The sequence below is a fragment of the Corynebacterium sp. ACRPQ genome (assembly GCF_022347225.1).
GTDB classification, from domain to species: domain Bacteria; phylum Actinomycetota; class Actinomycetes; order Mycobacteriales; family Mycobacteriaceae; genus Corynebacterium; species Corynebacterium tuberculostearicum_D.
Map to the genome: position 1 here is coordinate 13,974 of NZ_JAKRNF010000013.1, position 16,677 is coordinate 30,650.

Consider the following 16,677-nt stretch of genomic DNA (forward strand, 5'->3'; position numbering starts at 1 on the left):
TCTTCGAGAGAAAAGGACACGTACGTGACTCCTCCCGCTCGCCGTGACGGCACACCGGATAAGAAGCAGCGAGACAGTGACATCATTGTCTCCAATGCCAAGCCGGCCCGTCACCAGCATGTGTCAAAGAAAAAGCAGAAGGCTACCGCAGAATCCGTAGCCCGCGAATTGGGCGCCGATTGGCTGGTCGATGAAGACAAGCCCAAGGGAGAGCGCCTCCAAAAGGTGCTCGCCAAGGCGGGCGTCGCTTCCCGTCGCCACGCAGAAATCCTCATCGATGCCGGCCGAGTTGAGGTCAACGGCAAGATCATTGCCAAGCAAGGCGTCAAGGTAAACCCCTCCGTTGACGTCATCCGAGTAGACGGCGTGCGCGTCAACGTCAATGAGGAGCACGAATATTTCGTGCTCAATAAGCCGCGCGGCATGCAGTCCACCATGTCTGATGATCTGGGGCGCCCGTGCGTGGGTGACGTGGTGTCAGAAAAGGTCGCAGCTGGCCAACGACTCTTCCACGTCGGCCGCCTCGACGCCGATACGGAAGGCCTGCTCATCCTCACTAATGATGGCGAGTTGGCCAACCGCTTGATGCACCCCAAGTACGAGGTGACCAAGACCTACCTCGCCACCGTATTGGGCGAGGCCGATAGGAAGCTCGTGCGACAGCTCAAGGAAGGCATCGAGCTGGAAGACGGACTGGCAAAGGCCGACTTTGCACAGGTAGTTGATACCAACCAGGGTTATTCCTTGGTGCGTCTTGAACTGCATGAAGGCCGCAAGCATATCGTGCGCCGCATGTTGAAGGAGGCCGGCTTCCCCGTGCAGCGCCTGGTGCGCACCAAGCTGCATACAGTCCAGCTGGGCGATATGAAGCCTGGAGGTCTGCGTGCCCTTAATTCCAGCGAGCTGACTAGCCTGTACAAGGCGGTGGAGATGTAATGATTTCTAATATGCCGAATGAGGGTCTCATCCTCGCAGTGGATGGCCCATCTGGAACTGGAAAGTCGACCACGTGCCGTGCGCTGGCCAAGCAGCTGAATGCAAAGTACGTCGACACTGGTGCTATGTACCGAGTTGCAACGCTTGCTGTGCTGCGTGAAGGCATCGACCCTGCTGACACTACTGCGGTTATTGCGGCTACGACCGATCTGCCCTTGGGGGTATCCGATGACCCGGACTCCACCGAGGTTCTCCTCGGCGGCGAGGACGTCTCGCGCGTTATTCGAGAAGACGAAGTCACCCGTAATGTTTCCGCCGTATCTGCCATTCCGGAGGTGCGCGAGAATCTGGTTGCGCTGCAGCGCAAGCTTGCCCGCGAGGCTCACCGCGCGATTGTAGAAGGCCGCGATATTGGCACGGTTGTGCTTGCCGACGCCCCCGCTAAAGCATTCATGACCGCCTCTGCCGAGGTCCGCGCTCAGCGCCGCCAAGCCCAAAATGAAAAGGCGGGCATTGCTTCGGATTACGGGACGGTACTCGCAGACGTCCAGCGCCGAGACGCTGCAGATTCTTCCCGCAAGGCCTCACCTCTGCGCCCAGCGGAAGACGCAACCCTAGTCGATACCTCCAATATGAGCCCAGAGGATGTGCTGGAAGCTCTGATTAACGTGGTAAAGGAGTCTGTCAATGACTAATCACGATCCCCAGGAAGAGTCGGAGACTCAGTTCCATTACCCGGCCGGTAAGTTCGATGATGAGGTGGTAGAAGCCTCTCCTGGTTGGGCCGCCGATGATTTCAATACCGAGGAATTCGACTATGACTTCGATGACTCGGAGTTTGGTGAGGCTGATTATGGCGACGATTCGAACGCGGAAGAGCCTCTGAGCGAAGAGGAGTGGGAAGAACTCTCCCGTGCCTTTGGCGTGGAGTCCGATGACCACACGGAAGAAGCCCTGTGCACGGTGGCCGTAGTCGGTCGCCCCAATGTGGGTAAGTCCTCCTTGGTTAACCGTTTCCTTGGCCGCCGTGAAGCGGTGGTAGAGGACCACCCAGGCGTTACCCGTGATCGTATTTCCTACGTTGCGGACTGGAACGGTCAGCGCTTTTTGGTACAGGACACCGGCGGCTGGGATCCCAACGTGAAGGGTATCCATGCGGCGATTGCCCGCCAGGCAGAAGTAGCCATGGAAACCGCCGATGTCATCGTTATGGTGGTGGACACCAAGGTGGGCATCACGGAGACGGATGAGGTCATGGCTCGCCGTCTGCAGAAATCGCCTGTGCCAGTGATTTTGGTATCGAATAAGTTCGATTCCGATAATCAGTACGCGGATATGGCGGAGTTTTATGCCTTGGGCTTGGGCGATCCGTGGCCCGTATCCGCCCAGCATGGCCGCGGCGGTGCGGACGTGCTCGATGAGATTTTGCGGGTCTTCCCTGAAGAGCCCCGACAGACCGCGATTACCTCTGGACCTCGCCGCGTCGCATTGGTGGGCAAGCCTAATGTGGGCAAGTCCTCGCTGCTGAATAAGCTCACCAGCGAGGAGCGCTCCGTGGTCGACAACGTCGCGGGAACCACTGTGGATCCGGTTGACTCTCTAGTGCAGCTGGATGAGCAGCTGTGGAAGTTCATTGATACCGCGGGCCTGCGCAAGAAGGTAAAGAACGCGCAGGGGCATGAGTACTATGCGTCCTTGCGTACCCGCGGCGTTATTGATGCTGCCGAGGTCTGCATCATGCTTATCGACGCCTCTGAGGAAATCTCCGAGCAAGACCAGCGCGTGCTCAATATGGTGCTCGAGGCGGGCAAGGCTCTAGTGATTGCGTTCAATAAGTGGGACCTCATGGAGGAGGATCGCCGTTACTACCTGGACCGCGAGATTGATCAGCAGCTGAGCCACTTGCCGTGGGTCACGCGCGTGAATATCTCTGCGGAAACGGGCCGCGCGCTGCAGAAGCTGGAGCCGGCCATGATTGAGGCACTGGAGAGCTGGGATCAGCGTGTGTCCACGGGCCAGCTGAATAACTGGTTGCGGGAGGCTATCGCGGCTAATCCGCCGCCGATGAAGAATAACCGCCTGCCGCGCGTATTGTTCGCCACGCAGGCCTCGACGCAGCCGCCGACCATCGTCTTGTTTACGACGGGCTTCTTGGACGCGGCGTATCGCCGCTACCTCGAGCGCAAGTTCCGCGAGCGGTTCGGTTTCCACGGAACGCCTATCCGCATCGCAGTGCGAGTGAGGGAAAAGCGCGGCAAGAAGCGCTAGCAGTATGCCCGTTACGCTGGGATTATAGCACTCAGGCGAGCGATTATTGCACCGAGACACGGTGTGAGAATTCGCTCGCCTTTCCGTTTATGTCCGTTCATGTGGGTCTGGATAGGATATAACCAGTCAAAAACTCTCTCGTGATGGAAGGCTCAGCATGTTAGCCAGCGTAATTGCGCCAGATTCAATTCTGGCCATCGTGCTTCAGGTCATCATCATCCTCAGTGCCCTGCTTCTGGGCACTCGTTATGGTGGCATCGGACTTGGTCTTATTTCCGGCATCGGATTGATGCTCATGGTCTTTGTCTTCGGCTTCGCCCCGGGTGAGCCGCCGGTATCCGTGATGCTGACCATCATTGCGGTCATCGGCTGCGCCGCCACCTTGCAGCAGGCGCGCGGCCTCGAAGTGATGATGCAATTTGCCGAGAAGTTTCTCCGCGCCCACCCAGAGCGCATTACCATCCTCGCGCCGCTGACTACTTGGTTCCTGACGGTTCTTTGCGGTACGGGTCACGTCGTGTACACGATGTTTCCTATCATCGAGGATATTGCCCTGAAGAAGGGCATCCGCCCAGAGCGCCCCATGGCCGTGGCATCGACGTCGGCTCAGATGGGTATTACGGCCTCGCCAGTATCTGTGGCCACCGTATCCCTAGCGTCCATCATCGCGGAAAATGCCGGTGCTATCGATCACGCCTATTCCATTCCGCAGATCCTCATGGTGGCTATGCCCGCCTCGCTTGCCGGCGTTATCCTCGCTGCGCTGTGGTCGCTGCGCCGCGGCAAGGACTTGGACGAGGACCCGGCATTCCAGGAGCGTATGAAGGATCCGGAGTTTGCAGAAAGCATTCACCAGTCCACCGGGTCGCTCATGGATGAGGAATTTTCGCCAGAAGCAAAGCGAGCGGTGATTATCTTCCTCGTGGCTATCGCCAGCGTGGTGGCACTCGGTGCGTTCGAATTCCTGCGCCCCCTCGTCCCGGGTGAGGATGGCGAGTTGAGCCCGCTGTCGATGAACCTGGTTATCCAAATGGTCATGCTTGTTGCCGGCGCAATCATCCTGCTCACCTGCAAGGCTGACCCGAAGAAGATTGCGTCCACTCCAGTCTTTAAGGCCGGTATGACCGCAGTATTCTCCGTCTTTGGTGTGGCATGGATGGCAGATACCTTCTTCGAAGCCCATATCGATGCCCTGGAGTCCAACCTCGGGTCCGTAGTGGAGGCCGCCCCGTGGGCCTACGCGGTGGTACTGGTCATCGTGTCCAAGCTGGTCAACTCCCAGGCTGCCGCCCTGGTTGCCATCGCTCCGATTGGCCTGCAGCTCGGCATCGATCCCGCCATTATCGTTGGTTTCTACGGCGCAGCATACGGCTACTTCATTTTGCCAACCTACCCTTCGGACCTAGCCTGCATCGGCTTCGACCGCACGGGCACTACCCACATTGGCAAGTTCGTCATCAACCACTCCTTCCTTGTCCCTGGCGCCATCTCGGTGTTCACCTCCTGTGTGGTGGGCTCGCTACTGGCGCAGGTCCTGCTCTAATCCGAATCCCGTACCAGCACGAAGGCATCCGTGCGGTACGGGATGCGTAGTTTTTGCCCCGGCTTAAATCCCATGTGCTCGTAGAGGTACCAATCCAGGTTGTGGGTCATACGTTCATGGATGTCTTCGCCATTGCGCAGCCAATAGGATCGGGTGTGCATCAGCTGGTGAAGCTGTTCGGGGGTTAGTTCGTTCTCCCAGGTCAAGCGCAGCTTGCGGTCCAAAGACCACGGCGCCGTATAGTCCGGGTAAAAGCCTGGCTTATGTACATCGCCGGAGTGCATGATGCGAGACAGCCGCAGGATCCAGGGGTCCGCGTTGACGTCGAGCGTATTCCACACCAAGAGAATCTTCCCGCCCGGCGCGAGGACGCGGTCAAGCTCTGCACAGGCGGCTGGCACGTCGACCCAGTGCCAGGTTTGGGCGAGGCAGGCGGCGTCTAAGGAGGCGTCGGCAAGCGCGGTGTTTTCGGCCGTAGCACGAAGGACTGGCAGGCGGAGGTGGGAAGCGAGAATTCCAGCCATATCGGCGGAGGGGTCGAGGGCAAAAACCCGAGCATTGGGTAGGGACTCGGTGAGTTTTCCAGTACCGGCGCCAATATCGGCCACGGTATGGGCGTCAGCAATAAGGGCAGAAACCTCGTCCGGATAGCCGGGGCGCACATCGTGATAGGTGCTAGCGCCGCGGCGGAAGGCCTGGGCGGAAGCGGTGCGTTGCGCGGCATCGCGGAAGCCGGGGCCTTGTCTAGTGGAGGCCTTGCGGTAGCTAGGGAAGTGGCTGGGATCGGGGCGGCGAGTCGACATAGCTCATCTAACCTACCGCGAATTAGAATGGCTTCCTATGAGGACACTTCCTGCACCATCAGATCCCAGGTGGCTGCTAAAGACTGTCTTTTCTCGTCCATCCCTCACTGTGCCGGCCGCACTCTGCATGGCTGTCTCTTTTCTGCTTAACGGATCGACTCCAGTGATTGTGGGACATGCCATTGATGAAGCTGTGTCAAAAGGATCCGTCGACCGACTAGGCATGTGGCTGGTGGTATTGGGGGCAGCTTTTGGTCTGAATGCCATAGCCGCATGGTTCGGACGCGGCCTCAACGCGCGAGCCATGCTAGTAATTGGGCACGATGTTCGCATGGCCATCACGGATAGGATTCAGGATCCGCGGGGCATCGCAGGCGAGTCCCGCAGCGCCGGCGAGCTGCTCGCCATCGCCTCCACAGACGCACGGCGCGTGCAGAATGCCGTAATGATGACGGTCTTTCCCGTCGCTGAGATCACCGCCATTGTGTATGTGGCGATCATGGCTAGCCGTATTAACCTGCCTTTAGGTATCGCCATATTGTGCGGTGGTCCGCTCATGGTTTGGGGCTCAGTGCGCGCGGCAAAGCCTCTGCGTACGCGTTCCGGAGTCCGCCAAGCGGCGTTGGCAAAAGCTAGCGCCATGGCCACCGATGTGGTCCAAGGCCTGCGGATCCTTAAGGGCCTGGGCGCTGTAGCCACAGTGAGTAGGCGTTATTCCGCGGTGTCTGGTGCCGCCTATGTGCAGACGGTAGAAGCCAATGGTGCCCAAGCGCGCCTTAATGCGACTACGGAGATTTTGGGCTCGGTTTACGTCATTGCAGTGGGCATTGGCGCAGGGGCGATGGCCGTGCGTTCCATGATTAGCGTAGGTGAACTCATTACGGTCATCGGCCTTACGCAGTTCATTATCACCCCGATGACGATGCTGGGCCGAAATATCGCCTCGCGGTGGGCGGCCGCACAGGCAAGCGCTGAGCGCATTATTGCCGTCCTCGCCGCTCCCGGGGTGGAGAAGAGTGAACCGCAGGTTCCGGCCCTCGCTCCTGGGGTCAACGTGGTACCCGAACCTGTTCTAGAGGATCTCGAATTCTTGCCGCGCGAACGATTCCTGGTTGTTCCACACGAAACCATGCTTTTCGAGGGGACCGTGCGGGACAATATTCATCCGGATAGCGCGAGTGCACAACGAGCCCTCTACGTGGCTGCAGGGGAAGATATCCCGGGCGGGTTGGATCGCGAGGTGGGAGAGGGCGGCCGAAACCTTTCTGGTGGACAGCAACAGCGCGTGGCGCTGGCACGAGCCCTTGCTGCCGACGCAGAGATCTTAATTTTGGCCGATCCAACTACCGCGGTGGATTCGGTGACCGAGCAGGAAATTGCCCAGCGGGTGGCGTATCACCGCGGGCCTAAGCCCACGCTTGTCTTCACCACCTCGCCGGCGTGGGCAGCAGTGGGGGCGGAGCTATGATGCGGTTTCCTACGGCCTCCTGGCCCCAAGTGCGTAAGGAAGTGGGCCGCCAGCTTTCCGACGTCCCCGGTGCCCGCCCCCAAGCCGCAGCGGCCTTAGCCTTGCTTACCGCAGGCGCCGGTAGCAATGTAGCGATCCCCATCTTATTGGGAAAGATCGTTGATGCTGTCATTACTCAGGGCGCCATTGTGCCCATCGGCATCTCGCTGGTGCTGGTGGCCGCGGTCTCCGCACTGTTTTCTGCAGCGGGGTTCTATGTCCTTTCACGCCTGAGCGAAAGAGTGATCTCCGCTTTGCGGGAAGATATGGTCTCTACCGCTCTTCGCCTGCCTACCCACCGGGTGGAGGAAGCCGGCACTGGGGATTTGGTCTCTCGCTCTACCGATGATGTAGCAGAACTATCGGCTGCCGTAACCGAGACCGTCCCCGTGCTGGCGAAATCTGCCTTCGCCATCGCAACCACCGGGGTGGCACTAGTCAGCCTCAACTGGCAATACCTACTGGTAGTAGGCGCAGTTACGCCGTTATATTTCATTGCTGCGCGCCAGTACCTGCAGCGCGCTCCACAGCGCTATACCGACGAACGCGCTGCCATGGCGGAACGGGCACGCAGGCTCCTGGAGGCAATTCGAGGGCGAGAGACCGTGCGCGCCTTTGGCCTGGAAGACCAGATGCATGCCGGTATTGAACGTGCCTCCGCACAGGTGGTGGACAAGGGCTACGCTGCGCGAAGGACAATGATGGTCCTGCAGCTATGGATGACGGTCATTGAGCTAGTCATGCTGGTCTGCGGTCTGGTCGTTAGCTTTTGGGTGGTGCAGGCTGGGGCGCTCACCGTTGGCGCCGTTACCGCGGCCATGCTCCTTCTTATTCGCTTGCGCGGGCCGCTCATGGGATTGATGCGAGTCATCGATACCGTTCAATCCGGCTATGCCTCCCTGTCGCGGATAGTTGGGGTGGTTATGGACCCGCCACGGGCGGTGCCAGACTTCGGCGCCCCGACCCCAGGTGGAGTTGCCGAATTAAAAGAAGTGAGCTTTCGCTACGATGACGGAGGCTGGGCTGTGCAAGACGTAAACCTTAAGCTTCCCGCTGGACATACCGTAGCTTTAGTGGGAGCCTCTGGTGCGGGAAAGACCACGGTCGCTGCTCTTCTAGCCGGACTGCGAGTCCCGGCTACCGGAACAGTCGTGGTGGATGGAGTAGAGGTATCGGCCCTTTCTGATTCCGAACGGGTGGCGCGTTTAGCGATGATTTCCCAAGAGGTCCACGTATTTTCAGGAACCCTGCGCGAAGATTTGTCCTTGGCCGCCCCGCAAGCCTCGGATGCGCAAATGGAAGATGCACTGCAGCGCGTCGGCGCACAGTGGTATGCGCAGTTAGAGGAGGGCCTAGATACGGTCATTGGCGCTCAGGGAATCCACCTTGACCCAGTAGCAGCGCAGCAGCTTGCGCTGGCGCGAATATTGCTTTTAGATCCCAAGATCGTCATCATGGATGAGGCCACCGCAGAGGCCGGATCGGTGGGGGCAGGAGCTCTGGAAGAAGCCGCATCAGAGGTCACCCGTGGGCGAACATCACTGGTAGTGGCGCACCGATTAGACCAGGCCGCACGAGCCGATAGCATCGCCGTGATGGATAACGGGCGGGTGGTGGAGCAAGGCAGTCACCACGAACTGTTAGATTATGGTGGCCGCTATAAGCAACTATGGACCGCATGGCAGAAGGGACGACAAAGATGAACGCGAGGTCGCTACGGGCCCTGGTTGGTGCGGTAGCAGTGAGTTTCCTTGCGGTTGCCGGCGCATCATGTTCGCCCGATTCGCCCGACTCCGCGCCCCCAGCAGTCCCAACTGAGACGAAAAACCTAGGGATTCCAACCTCCGCACCGCTGAGCGGACCCGAGCCAGGAAGCTATACCACCGTTAATCTGCCCTCGGGGCGCTCCTTTATCCTCAGCGTGCCCAAGGACTACACGGGGGATAAAAAGTGGCCCATCGTCCTGGCCTTTCCAGGCTGGGGACAATCTGCCGAGAATCTCCGCGGCTATTCCCGCCTCGACGCCGCTGATGCCATCACCGTTTTCGCGGAAGGCAAAAAGAAGGCATGGAGCCCTGCTCCCTATGCCAAGACGTCAACAGCAGAAGACAAAAAATTTGTTCGCGACATCATTGATGCCGTTCGAGCAACGTACCGGGTAGATGACTCCCGAATCTTTGCCACCGGCATGTCAAACGGCGGCGGGTTTGCCGCCTACCTGGCCTGTCAGATGCCCGATGTTTTTAAGTCTGTGGCTACAGTTTCCGCCGCCTACTACAAAGATATTCTTAAAGACTGTGCTCATTCGCCCGTGGGGCGATTGGATATTCACGGCACCGTGGACCCCGTGGTGGGTTACTACGGTGGAACGCGCCATAAGACCAAGTACTACTCCGTGGAATCCGTGCTGGAACAAGACCGTAAACGAAATGGTTGCTCTACCAAGGTCGATACGACCCGTTTAGTCAACAATGCACTCGATATGAAGTGGAGCGGCTGTACCGCACCGCTTGAACATATCCGTATCGCCGGAGGCTCACACGTATGGCCTGGTGGTACAGCAGATGCGCACAATGAAGTAGGTAAATTCTTCGCTACCGATCGCGTCCTAGACTTCTTCGGCATTCCCGGTCGCCCGTCTGGTACCGCACAGACTTAGTCTTGTCTATAGACCTGAAAGGATGCGCCTGGAACCTTGCGCACCCTTTCAATGCAAATATCTGCAATGGTAGAAAAGCCCGCGCGATGAGCGGCGCTACGCGGGGAGGTTGGCTCTGGAATTTGCACAAGGTGAAAAGACCGAGCGCCCCCATCGTCGTTATTGAGTTCCACTACCGCCTGTGCAGTGGTGCCGGAGCCCGCAAAAAAGTCAAGGACGCGCGCATCCTTTCCACCCGCAATGGAAATGAGGTGCTTAATTAAGCGCACCGGTTTGGGAAACTCGAAAACGCCCTCTAGCCCCATGACGTCTTCAGCATCGCGCCGGCCAGTGCGGGTCACCCCAAAGCGCTCCCCGTCCAAGATAGAGCGTGGGCGCGCTCCCACCTTTTGATAGTTCTTGGTATAGACAAAACCTCGTCGGAAGACGAGCTCGTCGAAGCGCTGTTCAACCTTATCTCGGCCCCAGCGCCAACGGGCGACTTTTTCTTTTCCCACCGGCTGGTCCGGCCAATATTCCTTGCCATCGGGCCCGGTGATAGGGAAGTCGAGGGAGGGAAGGTACCCAAGGGTCTTAGAGTCCAAACGCACCAAGGAGTACTTCCCTTTGTCGTCCTCATGGTTGTATTTGGTGGAAGTATGGCCTTGGAGATCGACATTGAATCCAGGATTATCGGGAGTACGGGAGTAGCACAGAATATATTCGTGCTCTACCACTGCGTACTTAGAATCATTCTTGCCGGTTCCTGCCTTCTTCCAAATCAATTGGCCGCCAAAGCACTCCTCTCCAAAAACTTCATCGAGTACCTTGCGCGTATTGGCCACTTCGTCTTCTCCAATGGAGACAAAAATGAAACCTTGTGCGGAAAGTACGTCTCGGGCCAAGATGAGTCGGGGAAGCATCATCGACAGCCATTGCGAGTGCCATTCTGCATAGCTTCCGGAACGCATCTGGCGGCGCAAACGATAGTTATCGCGGTAGACGAAGTCTTTGCCGGTATTATAAGGCGGGTCGATATAGATGACGTCAAAGAGTTCCCCGCGGTTGGCGAGCCCTTGCAGAACCGGAAGATTATCTGCCGCAATAATCGCGTTGTCCGTGTCGCAGGCTGTGCTGAGCGCAGTATCACGCGTGAAACGTTGCGTCAGCGGCGCGCTGGCGGCTGCTCGGGCAGCCTCTTTGCCCGGCCATACTAAGCCAAAGAATTCCGTGGCCGTTTCCGAAGTGGACGGTGGCGCTGGGATAGTTGAAGCCATGGTGCGAAGCCTTTGTTGGTAAATCGTCGATACCGTCTAACGCTATCATTTGCAAGACTGAGGAAAATTGGCCTGCAGCAAAAATGTGCACCCTGATTTTGCTTATACTTCGCTAGGGTAGGGCTAAAGCAGCAGCCCTTATTGGGCGCTCGATAGGTTGTGGGGGTGTCTGGATGTCCCCTGAGAACAATCGCGCTGCGGGGCGGCAAAACTAATTTGGTCTAGTGGCCAAAGAGACTTTTCGGTGGCATGTTGGCTCAAGTGTCGGTACGTTGGGGTGTGTTGCCGGACACGGCAGCTTTTAGATAAAGCTAGAACTAGAAGAAAGGATAACCACATGGGTATCTTCGATAAGGCAAAGGACGCACTGAACTCCGACAAGGGCGAAGAGCTCAGCGACAAGGGCCTGGACAAGGCAGCTGACGCAGCTAAGGGCAAGCTGGGCGAGGACAAGGCAGATCAGATCGACAAGGCTCGTGACGCAGCTGACGACAAGCTCGGTAACGAGTAAATAGCGTCGCCCGTTTAAAGGGCGAATGCCTACTTTCTATTTTGGCCCCCGGCCCGCAAGGGCAGGGGGCCAAAGCTATATAAAGACCAGCGGCATAAAGCTGGCAAAGGTCTATATTGGCGCTCCCACCTTTTCGTGGGTGACTCAACTTATAAAGTGAACGTATCCCAAGCAATTCTGCATGAAGTCGCTAGGATTATATTTGTGAACAATCTTGAAGGCACCGTTTCCCATGCGGGCTCCACTAAGCAGCGGTTGCTGGAGCAGGGTGCCCGGATCCTAGCTAAGGGTGGGCGCGACGCCTTAAAGGTTTGTGCTGTGGCGGAGAAGATCGCTGTTCCAGTCCATGAAGCTAAGTCTTTCTTTGAAGATGACCACGATCTTTACATTCAGACTAGCCGGTTCTTGGATGAACGTCTCCGAGTAGCGGCCTACGATGCACTCGATAAATTGCCGGATGACGCGACCGCGATTCAAAAACTTCGCGAGTCTGCAAAGGTCTACTTCAACTGGGCTGTTGAAAACCCCACTTACTTCGCCGCCTATAACAACTGCGAGACGGCAACGAGCTTTCCCAACTTTGAGGAAGGCATCGAGGAGGGGAAAAGCTTTGATGCCTTCCCGCCCACCTTCCGCTGGATGCTTGAGCACATGCGGGAAGCCGCCATTGCAGCACGCGGCGATATTGATCACCGCTTGGTAGTGATCCAAGCCCTTACTTTCCTGTCTGAGCTGCAGGGTATTACCCACTTGGCCACGTTCGGCATTATGCGTCACCTCTCGCCCACGGCGAAGAAGCAGACCTTCAATGCTTGCATTGAGACTTTATTCTCCGGGCTGGAAGATAGCCTGCGTGACGGGAAGATTGCGCCCTTTGAACCGCTAGCACTCGTTGGAGAGCCAGCGGAACCGCTTACTACAGCAGCCAAGGACATGCCAAAGACTACGGCTGAGGAAAAGCGTGCAGCCATCTTCCGTGGCGCGGCCGAAGAGATTGCCTATAATGGTCTTCCTAGCTTGCATCTCGGCTCTGCTGCTGCACGAGCAGGCGTAGATTTGGCAGATGCGGAGCATCTCTTCGATGGTAATTCTCACCTGCTGCGTTCTTTGGAAGAGTCTTTGGATGAAGCTAATACGCTAGCGATCATGCGCCAGAACCAGGCCGTGCCGGAAGGATCCCACGGGTTGGCTTATATTAAGGCAACCGGCTTCGGATATTTGGAGTTTGCGCTGGAAGACCCCGTCGGCTTTGTCGCCCTCATTGAGGCATCAAGCCGCTCGATTGTCCCCGTCTCTTTCGATGAGTCCGGCGATACTGAGCAGCCATTCGATATGGGTAAGGCCTTTACCTTCATCATGAATCTGGTGCGCGATGCTATTTCTGAGTCGAATGGGCCACGATCGCCATGGATTCTCTTTACCCAGATTGCGGCGCTGTGGGCTTCCATCCACGGTCTCTCGCAGTTGAGTACCGTAGGAGCCCTGCGCTATCACTCGGCTGATTTCTACTTCAACCTAGCTTCCAAGGTGATGGACGTGGTTCTTCAGGGCATGGTCAATGTCCTTGAGCTAAAAAAGCCAGAATAGGAAACCAAGCAATAGAGGGGCCGCAGCGGGATCCCCTTTCTATATCCATCCCCGGGCATGTGCCGTAGTTGCTGCCTCAAAGCGGTTCCCAGTTCCTGTCTTGGCGATAAGGGAAGAGACAATATTGCGCACTGTGCCAGTGCTCAGGTGAAGTTGCCCGGCAATCTGGCGGGTGTCGCTGCCCTCCAAGACATGACGTGTGACCTCCTTTTCGCGTGCGGTTAGTGGATTGTCGGGCGTGAAAATTGTCTCTTGGGCCAGTGCAGGGTCAATGACCTTTAGACCGGCGTGCACTCGCCTAATGGCTTCGGCAAGTTGTTCGGGTGGGGTGTCCTTGACTACGAAGCCAGCTACGCCCGTTTCCAAAGCACGTTTGACGTAGCCACTGCGCCCAAAGGTCGTGACAATCAGGCTGCGGCAACCCGTGCCCTCAAGCTCAGCGGCCGCATCAAGACCGCTTTTACCGGGCATTTCGATATCAAGTAGCGCAACGTCGACGCCATGCTTGGCGACGAACCCCGCAACCTCCACGCCCGTTGCGCACTCAGCCACAACGCTGATATCTGGCTCTGCGTCCAAGAGGGCAACTAGCGCCCCACGCACCAATGATTGGTCCTCAGCAATGAGAACTCGGATGGGATTAGTCATTGCCCGAGCCTCCGGCGGTAGTAAGAGGAAGAAAATCCGTGTCGCCATTCATAGTAACCAAGGCCAAAGTGCAGCCATTGCGGCGCGCAAAGAGCAGCTGTCCGCCAGCATCTGTTATGCGCTTGCGCAAACCGGCAATCCCACCGTGGGCACGAGAAAGACTTTCGTCAGCGTCAAACCCGCAGCCATCGTCCACCACTTGGAGTTGGTGGCCTGTCACCTGGACCCAACAGTGCGCTGCACCCGAGTGGCGGACCACGTTTGTGATCAGCTCTCGCAGAGCCCAGGAAAATTCGGCGTCGTAAAGCCCAGCGCTATTGGCAGCAGAGGGCAAGTACGACACAATGCCGGCAGTGTCGAGAGCCCTGTGAGCCGCGTGGATTTCCCCTTCAAAAGTAGGCCTGCGCATCCGGGTTACTGTGGAGCGGACTTCCGCCAAGCCTCTCCGAGAAAGCGTGCTCACCTCCTGGAGCTCCTGCTGCGCCCGTTGCGGATCCGAATCTATTAGCCGGCGGGCAAGCTCTGATTTGAGGTTGATAACGGTTAAAGAGTGGCCCAAGAGATCGTGAACATCGGTAGCGATGTCCTCGCGTTGGCGTGCCAAGTCCAATTCATGTTCCAATTCAGCGCGGCTATCTTCGCGCTGGGAAAATGTACCTAACAGCACTAGTAGTATCGGCCAGGCGAAGAGGATTATCAGGGCCCAGCCGGTGCCTTCAGGAGCGAAGAACCACGTGGTGGTGGCGAGCACGGTCCCCATTAGCAGGGTAAGCGTTAATGCTCGTCGTAGCGGAAGGTTAAAGCCGAGCAGCGCCGCAAGGTAAGGCACATACGTGACGGCTATTATCCCGAAGAAACCAATTGATATCGCTGCGATGGCCGCGAGTGACACCCAGTAAAGCCCGATCCGCTGTCCTAACCGCCATCCGCGTGGGTAGTAGCCCACTGCGCCAAAAGAAAAGAAGTAGACAGCACTAAACGCTAAAACGCACGCAGAAGCCCCAATTCGTTCAGTGAGCGCCGTGCCCGGCGCGGCAAAGGTCATCACCAACCCGGGAATGAGGAAGACCAACCATACGCTGGCAAAAAGAGCGCTGTTGAGTCTAAAACCGCGCCACGGCTTGCGAAAGGGGCCCATTAGCGGCGCGCCTTGTCGCGAGAGCGCAGGACCTGGCAAGCTGTGAGAAAGATGGTCGTCCATACCGCGAAGTTTAACCATGCGGCCCACATGGGGTGCGACACGGTGCCTTCCTCCCCGTTGAGAATCTGCATGCCTTCTGCAAGGGGCCACTGGGCGAGCACGACCGGGCCAAAGAGGGGAGTGAAGCGGCCCAATTCCATCAGCGGCTCGGTAAGTGGAGTGAATACATTGGCGGCAAAGAGGAAGAGGACAACGGAGGTCGAGGCGATTGCGACAGAATTGTCGGTGGGCAAAGCCATGGCCCACACCAAGCCATAAAAGCCAAAGGGAATGGAAACTAGGACGCAGGCGATAAAGGCTAAAACCCATTGGTGTGGTTGCATTGCAGCTTGTGTCATGGCACCGGTGATAAACACCGCGGTTATGGGGAGCAGTGCCTGAAAGCCGATTGATATGAGGTTTGCCCACAGAATCTGCCGTGCGTGTAGGGGAGTAAGTGCTAATTGACGCGCCCACCCAGTCTTCGCAGCGGTCACGGCGGAGCCAGCGGCAGACACGGAACCTGCCACGCCGCCGTAAAGAGCCATGCTGATCATCTCTAAGGCGGCGAAGTTTCCTCCCTTAAAGGAGGTATCGCCAAAATCCATCATGGTGCCAAAGAGAAGGTAGAAAAACACCGGCAAGATGGTGCTGAAAAACAGCGGACTAAGGTTGCGACGAAGGCGCAGCAGGTTGTGAGTGGCAAACCGGAGAGTGCGCGCACTGGTCGTTGCAGCTTGTGTGGTCATGGCATGTTCCTTTCACGAAGTGGCCAACGGAGTGACGGGTTAGGACTGGGATGCTGTCAAAGCAAGAAATGCGTCCTCTAAGGAGTGTTTGCGAATAGTCAGGTCATGGGCTGAGGTGTGGTTGAGAAGGAATTTCGCAAGTACATCGGAGTTACTGGTGGTCATCCGGGCGTAGCCGCCAGACAAGGAAATCTCGGCGACGGTGGGTAGCTCTTTCGCATTTAAAGGTGTGCCGTCGAACTTCGCCTCGACTATGCGCTTGCCTGAATGTTCGCGCAGTTCTGTGGCCTTTGCATCGGCTCGCAGGTTTCCTTCGTGTAGGAGAATTATCCTTTCTGCAAAATTGTCTGCCTCTTCGAGGTAGTGCGTAGCGAAGACAATGGTGCGTCCCTGGTCTGCTTGTCTGTGCATGGTGGACCAGAACTCGTGGCGCGCTTGAGCATCCATGCCAGCTGTTGGCTCATCGAGCAATAGGATTTGGGGATTGCCCAAAATAGCGAGGGCGAATCGCACACGTTGTTGCTCGCCACCAGAGCATTTTCCTACTGGGCGGTGCAGGATCCGGTCTAGGTTTGCTTGTTTGGCAACTTCTCCGATGGGAAGGGGATGGGGAAAGGTAGAGGAAATCATCTTCAGGGTGTCCAGGACTGTGAGCTCAGGTAGCAGGCCACCGGTTTGCAGCACAGCGCCAATCTGTGCCGCGCGGATCGCAGCGTGCGGTGTGTGTCCGAGCACGGAAATGTTGCCGGAGGTGGGTGTGGTGAGCCCGAGGATGAGATCAAATAGGGTGGTTTTACCTGCTCCATTGGTGCCTAGTAGGCCTACGATCTCGCCTTGGGCGATGCTGAAGGAAATATCGCTGAGCGCACGGATAGGTCTGGAGGATTTACTAGCAAAGGATTTGCTTACTCCGGATACGTCGATGGCTGGCGGCTGTGCAGTAGATGGGCTTAAAGTGCTCATACCTGGAAAGTATCCGTAGCCAGCAAGAATGATGTATAGGCCCTGTCATTACATTTTCATGACAAGT

The 16,677-nt window shown here is 57.4% G+C and carries 15 protein-coding genes; 9 read left to right on the forward strand and 6 right to left on the reverse strand.

Annotated elements, in window-relative coordinates; genetic code table 11:
* Window positions 1-24: 24 nt before the first annotated feature.
* The 4 genes from MHY24_RS08520 to MHY24_RS08535 all read left to right on the forward strand — a co-directional run bounded on the left by MHY24_RS08520 (window position 25) and on the right by MHY24_RS08535 (window position 4,747).
* Complete coding sequence (locus MHY24_RS08520) at window positions 25-936, forward strand: pseudouridine synthase (RefSeq protein WP_005324678.1); 912 nt, start codon at window positions 25-27, stop codon at window positions 934-936.
* Window positions 936-1,631 carry a (d)CMP kinase gene (cmk, locus tag MHY24_RS08525; RefSeq protein WP_239229707.1) on the forward strand — a complete coding sequence of 232 codons (696 nt, stop codon included), beginning with the start codon at window positions 936-938 and terminating at the stop codon, window positions 1,629-1,631. The genes MHY24_RS08520 and cmk overlap by 1 nt, the downstream gene beginning before the upstream one ends.
* Entirely contained in the window at window positions 1,624-3,204 is a 1,581-nt protein-coding gene (gene der, locus MHY24_RS08530; RefSeq protein ID WP_204609156.1) for a ribosome biogenesis GTPase Der, read from the forward strand. Before cmk ends, der begins: the two co-directional genes overlap by 8 nt.
* Window positions 3,205-3,361: 157 nt before the next feature.
* Entirely contained in the window at window positions 3,362-4,747 is a 1,386-nt protein-coding gene (locus tag MHY24_RS08535) for an anaerobic C4-dicarboxylate transporter (RefSeq protein ID WP_239229709.1), read from the forward strand.
* Here the strand turns inward: MHY24_RS08535 and MHY24_RS08540 are convergent.
* Window positions 4,744-5,550, reverse strand: a complete 807-nt coding sequence (locus MHY24_RS08540; RefSeq protein ID WP_239229711.1) for a class I SAM-dependent methyltransferase — start codon at window positions 5,548-5,550, stop codon at window positions 4,744-4,746. The two genes, MHY24_RS08535 and MHY24_RS08540, sit on opposite strands and share 4 nt — an antisense overlap.
* 127 nt (window positions 5,551-5,677) lie before the next feature.
* On the opposite strand from MHY24_RS08540, the gene MHY24_RS08545 reads away from it, so the two are divergent.
* The 3 genes from MHY24_RS08545 (at window position 5,678) to MHY24_RS08555 (ending at window position 9,716) form a co-directional block, all read left to right on the forward strand.
* A complete protein-coding gene (locus MHY24_RS08545) occupies window positions 5,678-7,018 on the forward strand; it encodes an ABC transporter transmembrane domain-containing protein (RefSeq protein WP_367398057.1) in 1,341 nt (446 codons plus the stop codon).
* Window positions 7,018-8,760 (forward strand): ABC transporter ATP-binding protein, encoded by a 1,743-nt coding sequence (locus MHY24_RS08550; protein ID WP_239229940.1) that lies wholly within the window; start codon window positions 7,018-7,020, stop codon window positions 8,758-8,760. Before MHY24_RS08545 ends, MHY24_RS08550 begins: the two co-directional genes overlap by 1 nt.
* Before the next feature lie 218 nt (window positions 8,761-8,978).
* Window positions 8,979-9,716 carry a PHB depolymerase family esterase gene (locus MHY24_RS08555; protein ID WP_239229716.1) on the forward strand — a complete coding sequence of 246 codons (738 nt, stop codon included), beginning with the start codon at window positions 8,979-8,981 and terminating at the stop codon, window positions 9,714-9,716.
* Here MHY24_RS08555 and MHY24_RS08560 read toward each other — a convergent pair.
* Window positions 9,713-10,972: a site-specific DNA-methyltransferase gene (locus MHY24_RS08560; RefSeq protein WP_204609148.1), complete on the reverse strand. Its 1,260-nt coding sequence runs from the start codon at window positions 10,970-10,972 to the stop codon at window positions 9,713-9,715. The genes MHY24_RS08555 and MHY24_RS08560 overlap by 4 nt on opposite strands.
* A 337-nt stretch (window positions 10,973-11,309) precedes the next feature.
* Between MHY24_RS08560 and MHY24_RS08565 the strand changes: the two genes are divergently transcribed.
* Window positions 11,310-11,483, forward strand: coding sequence for an antitoxin (locus MHY24_RS08565; protein ID WP_204609146.1), 174 nt, complete (start codon window positions 11,310-11,312; stop codon window positions 11,481-11,483).
* A 204-nt stretch (window positions 11,484-11,687) separates the two neighbouring features.
* Window positions 11,688-13,070, forward strand: coding sequence for a hypothetical protein (locus MHY24_RS08570; RefSeq protein ID WP_239229719.1), 1,383 nt, complete (start codon window positions 11,688-11,690; stop codon window positions 13,068-13,070).
* Between the two features lie 39 nt (window positions 13,071-13,109).
* On the opposite strand, the gene MHY24_RS08575 is transcribed toward MHY24_RS08570, so the two are convergent.
* Genes MHY24_RS08575 through MHY24_RS08590 form a run of 4 tightly spaced genes read right to left on the reverse strand, consistent with a single transcriptional unit; the run spans window position 13,110 to window position 16,610 of the window.
* A complete protein-coding gene (locus tag MHY24_RS08575; protein WP_239229731.1) occupies window positions 13,110-13,718 on the reverse strand; it encodes a response regulator transcription factor in 609 nt (202 codons plus the stop codon).
* On the reverse strand, window positions 13,711-14,856 hold the full coding sequence (locus MHY24_RS08580) for a sensor histidine kinase (RefSeq protein ID WP_239229734.1): 1,146 nt from the start codon (window positions 14,854-14,856) through the stop codon (window positions 13,711-13,713). Before MHY24_RS08580 ends, MHY24_RS08575 begins: the two co-directional genes overlap by 8 nt.
* Window positions 14,856-15,647: an ABC transporter permease gene (locus MHY24_RS08585; protein ID WP_239229737.1), complete on the reverse strand. Its 792-nt coding sequence runs from the start codon at window positions 15,645-15,647 to the stop codon at window positions 14,856-14,858. Before MHY24_RS08585 ends, MHY24_RS08580 begins: the two co-directional genes overlap by 1 nt.
* Window positions 15,648-15,686: 39 nt before the next feature.
* A complete protein-coding gene (locus MHY24_RS08590; RefSeq protein WP_239229740.1) occupies window positions 15,687-16,610 on the reverse strand; it encodes an ABC transporter ATP-binding protein in 924 nt (307 codons plus the stop codon).
* Window positions 16,611-16,677 lie beyond the last annotated feature (67 nt).

Bases quoted from the DNA above. Each gene is read 5' to 3' on its own strand.
- MHY24_RS08565 (WP_204609146.1), top strand. From the start codon at position 11,310: ATGGGTATCTTCGATAAGGCAAAGGACGCACTGAACTCCGACAAGGGC.
- cmk (WP_239229707.1), top strand. From the start codon at position 936: ATGATTTCTAATATGCCGAATGAGGGTCTCATCCTCGCAGTGGATGGC.
- MHY24_RS08585 (WP_239229737.1), bottom strand. From the start codon at position 15,647: ATGACCACACAAGCTGCAACGACCAGTGCGCGCACTCTCCGGTTTGCC.
- der (WP_204609156.1), top strand. From the start codon at position 1,624: ATGACTAATCACGATCCCCAGGAAGAGTCGGAGACTCAGTTCCATTAC.
- MHY24_RS08590 (WP_239229740.1), bottom strand. From the start codon at position 16,610: ATGAGCACTTTAAGCCCATCTACTGCACAGCCGCCAGCCATCGACGTA.
- MHY24_RS08545 (WP_367398057.1), top strand. From the start codon at position 5,678: ATGGCTGTCTCTTTTCTGCTTAACGGATCGACTCCAGTGATTGTGGGA.
- MHY24_RS08535 (WP_239229709.1), top strand. From the start codon at position 3,362: ATGTTAGCCAGCGTAATTGCGCCAGATTCAATTCTGGCCATCGTGCTT.
- MHY24_RS08540 (WP_239229711.1), bottom strand. From the start codon at position 5,550: ATGTCGACTCGCCGCCCCGATCCCAGCCACTTCCCTAGCTACCGCAAG.
- MHY24_RS08560 (WP_204609148.1), bottom strand. From the start codon at position 10,972: ATGGCTTCAACTATCCCAGCGCCACCGTCCACTTCGGAAACGGCCACG.
- MHY24_RS08575 (WP_239229731.1), bottom strand. From the start codon at position 13,718: ATGACTAATCCCATCCGAGTTCTCATTGCTGAGGACCAATCATTGGTG.
- MHY24_RS08550 (WP_239229940.1), top strand. From the start codon at position 7,018: ATGCGGTTTCCTACGGCCTCCTGGCCCCAAGTGCGTAAGGAAGTGGGC.
- MHY24_RS08580 (WP_239229734.1), bottom strand. From the start codon at position 14,856: ATGGGCCCCTTTCGCAAGCCGTGGCGCGGTTTTAGACTCAACAGCGCT.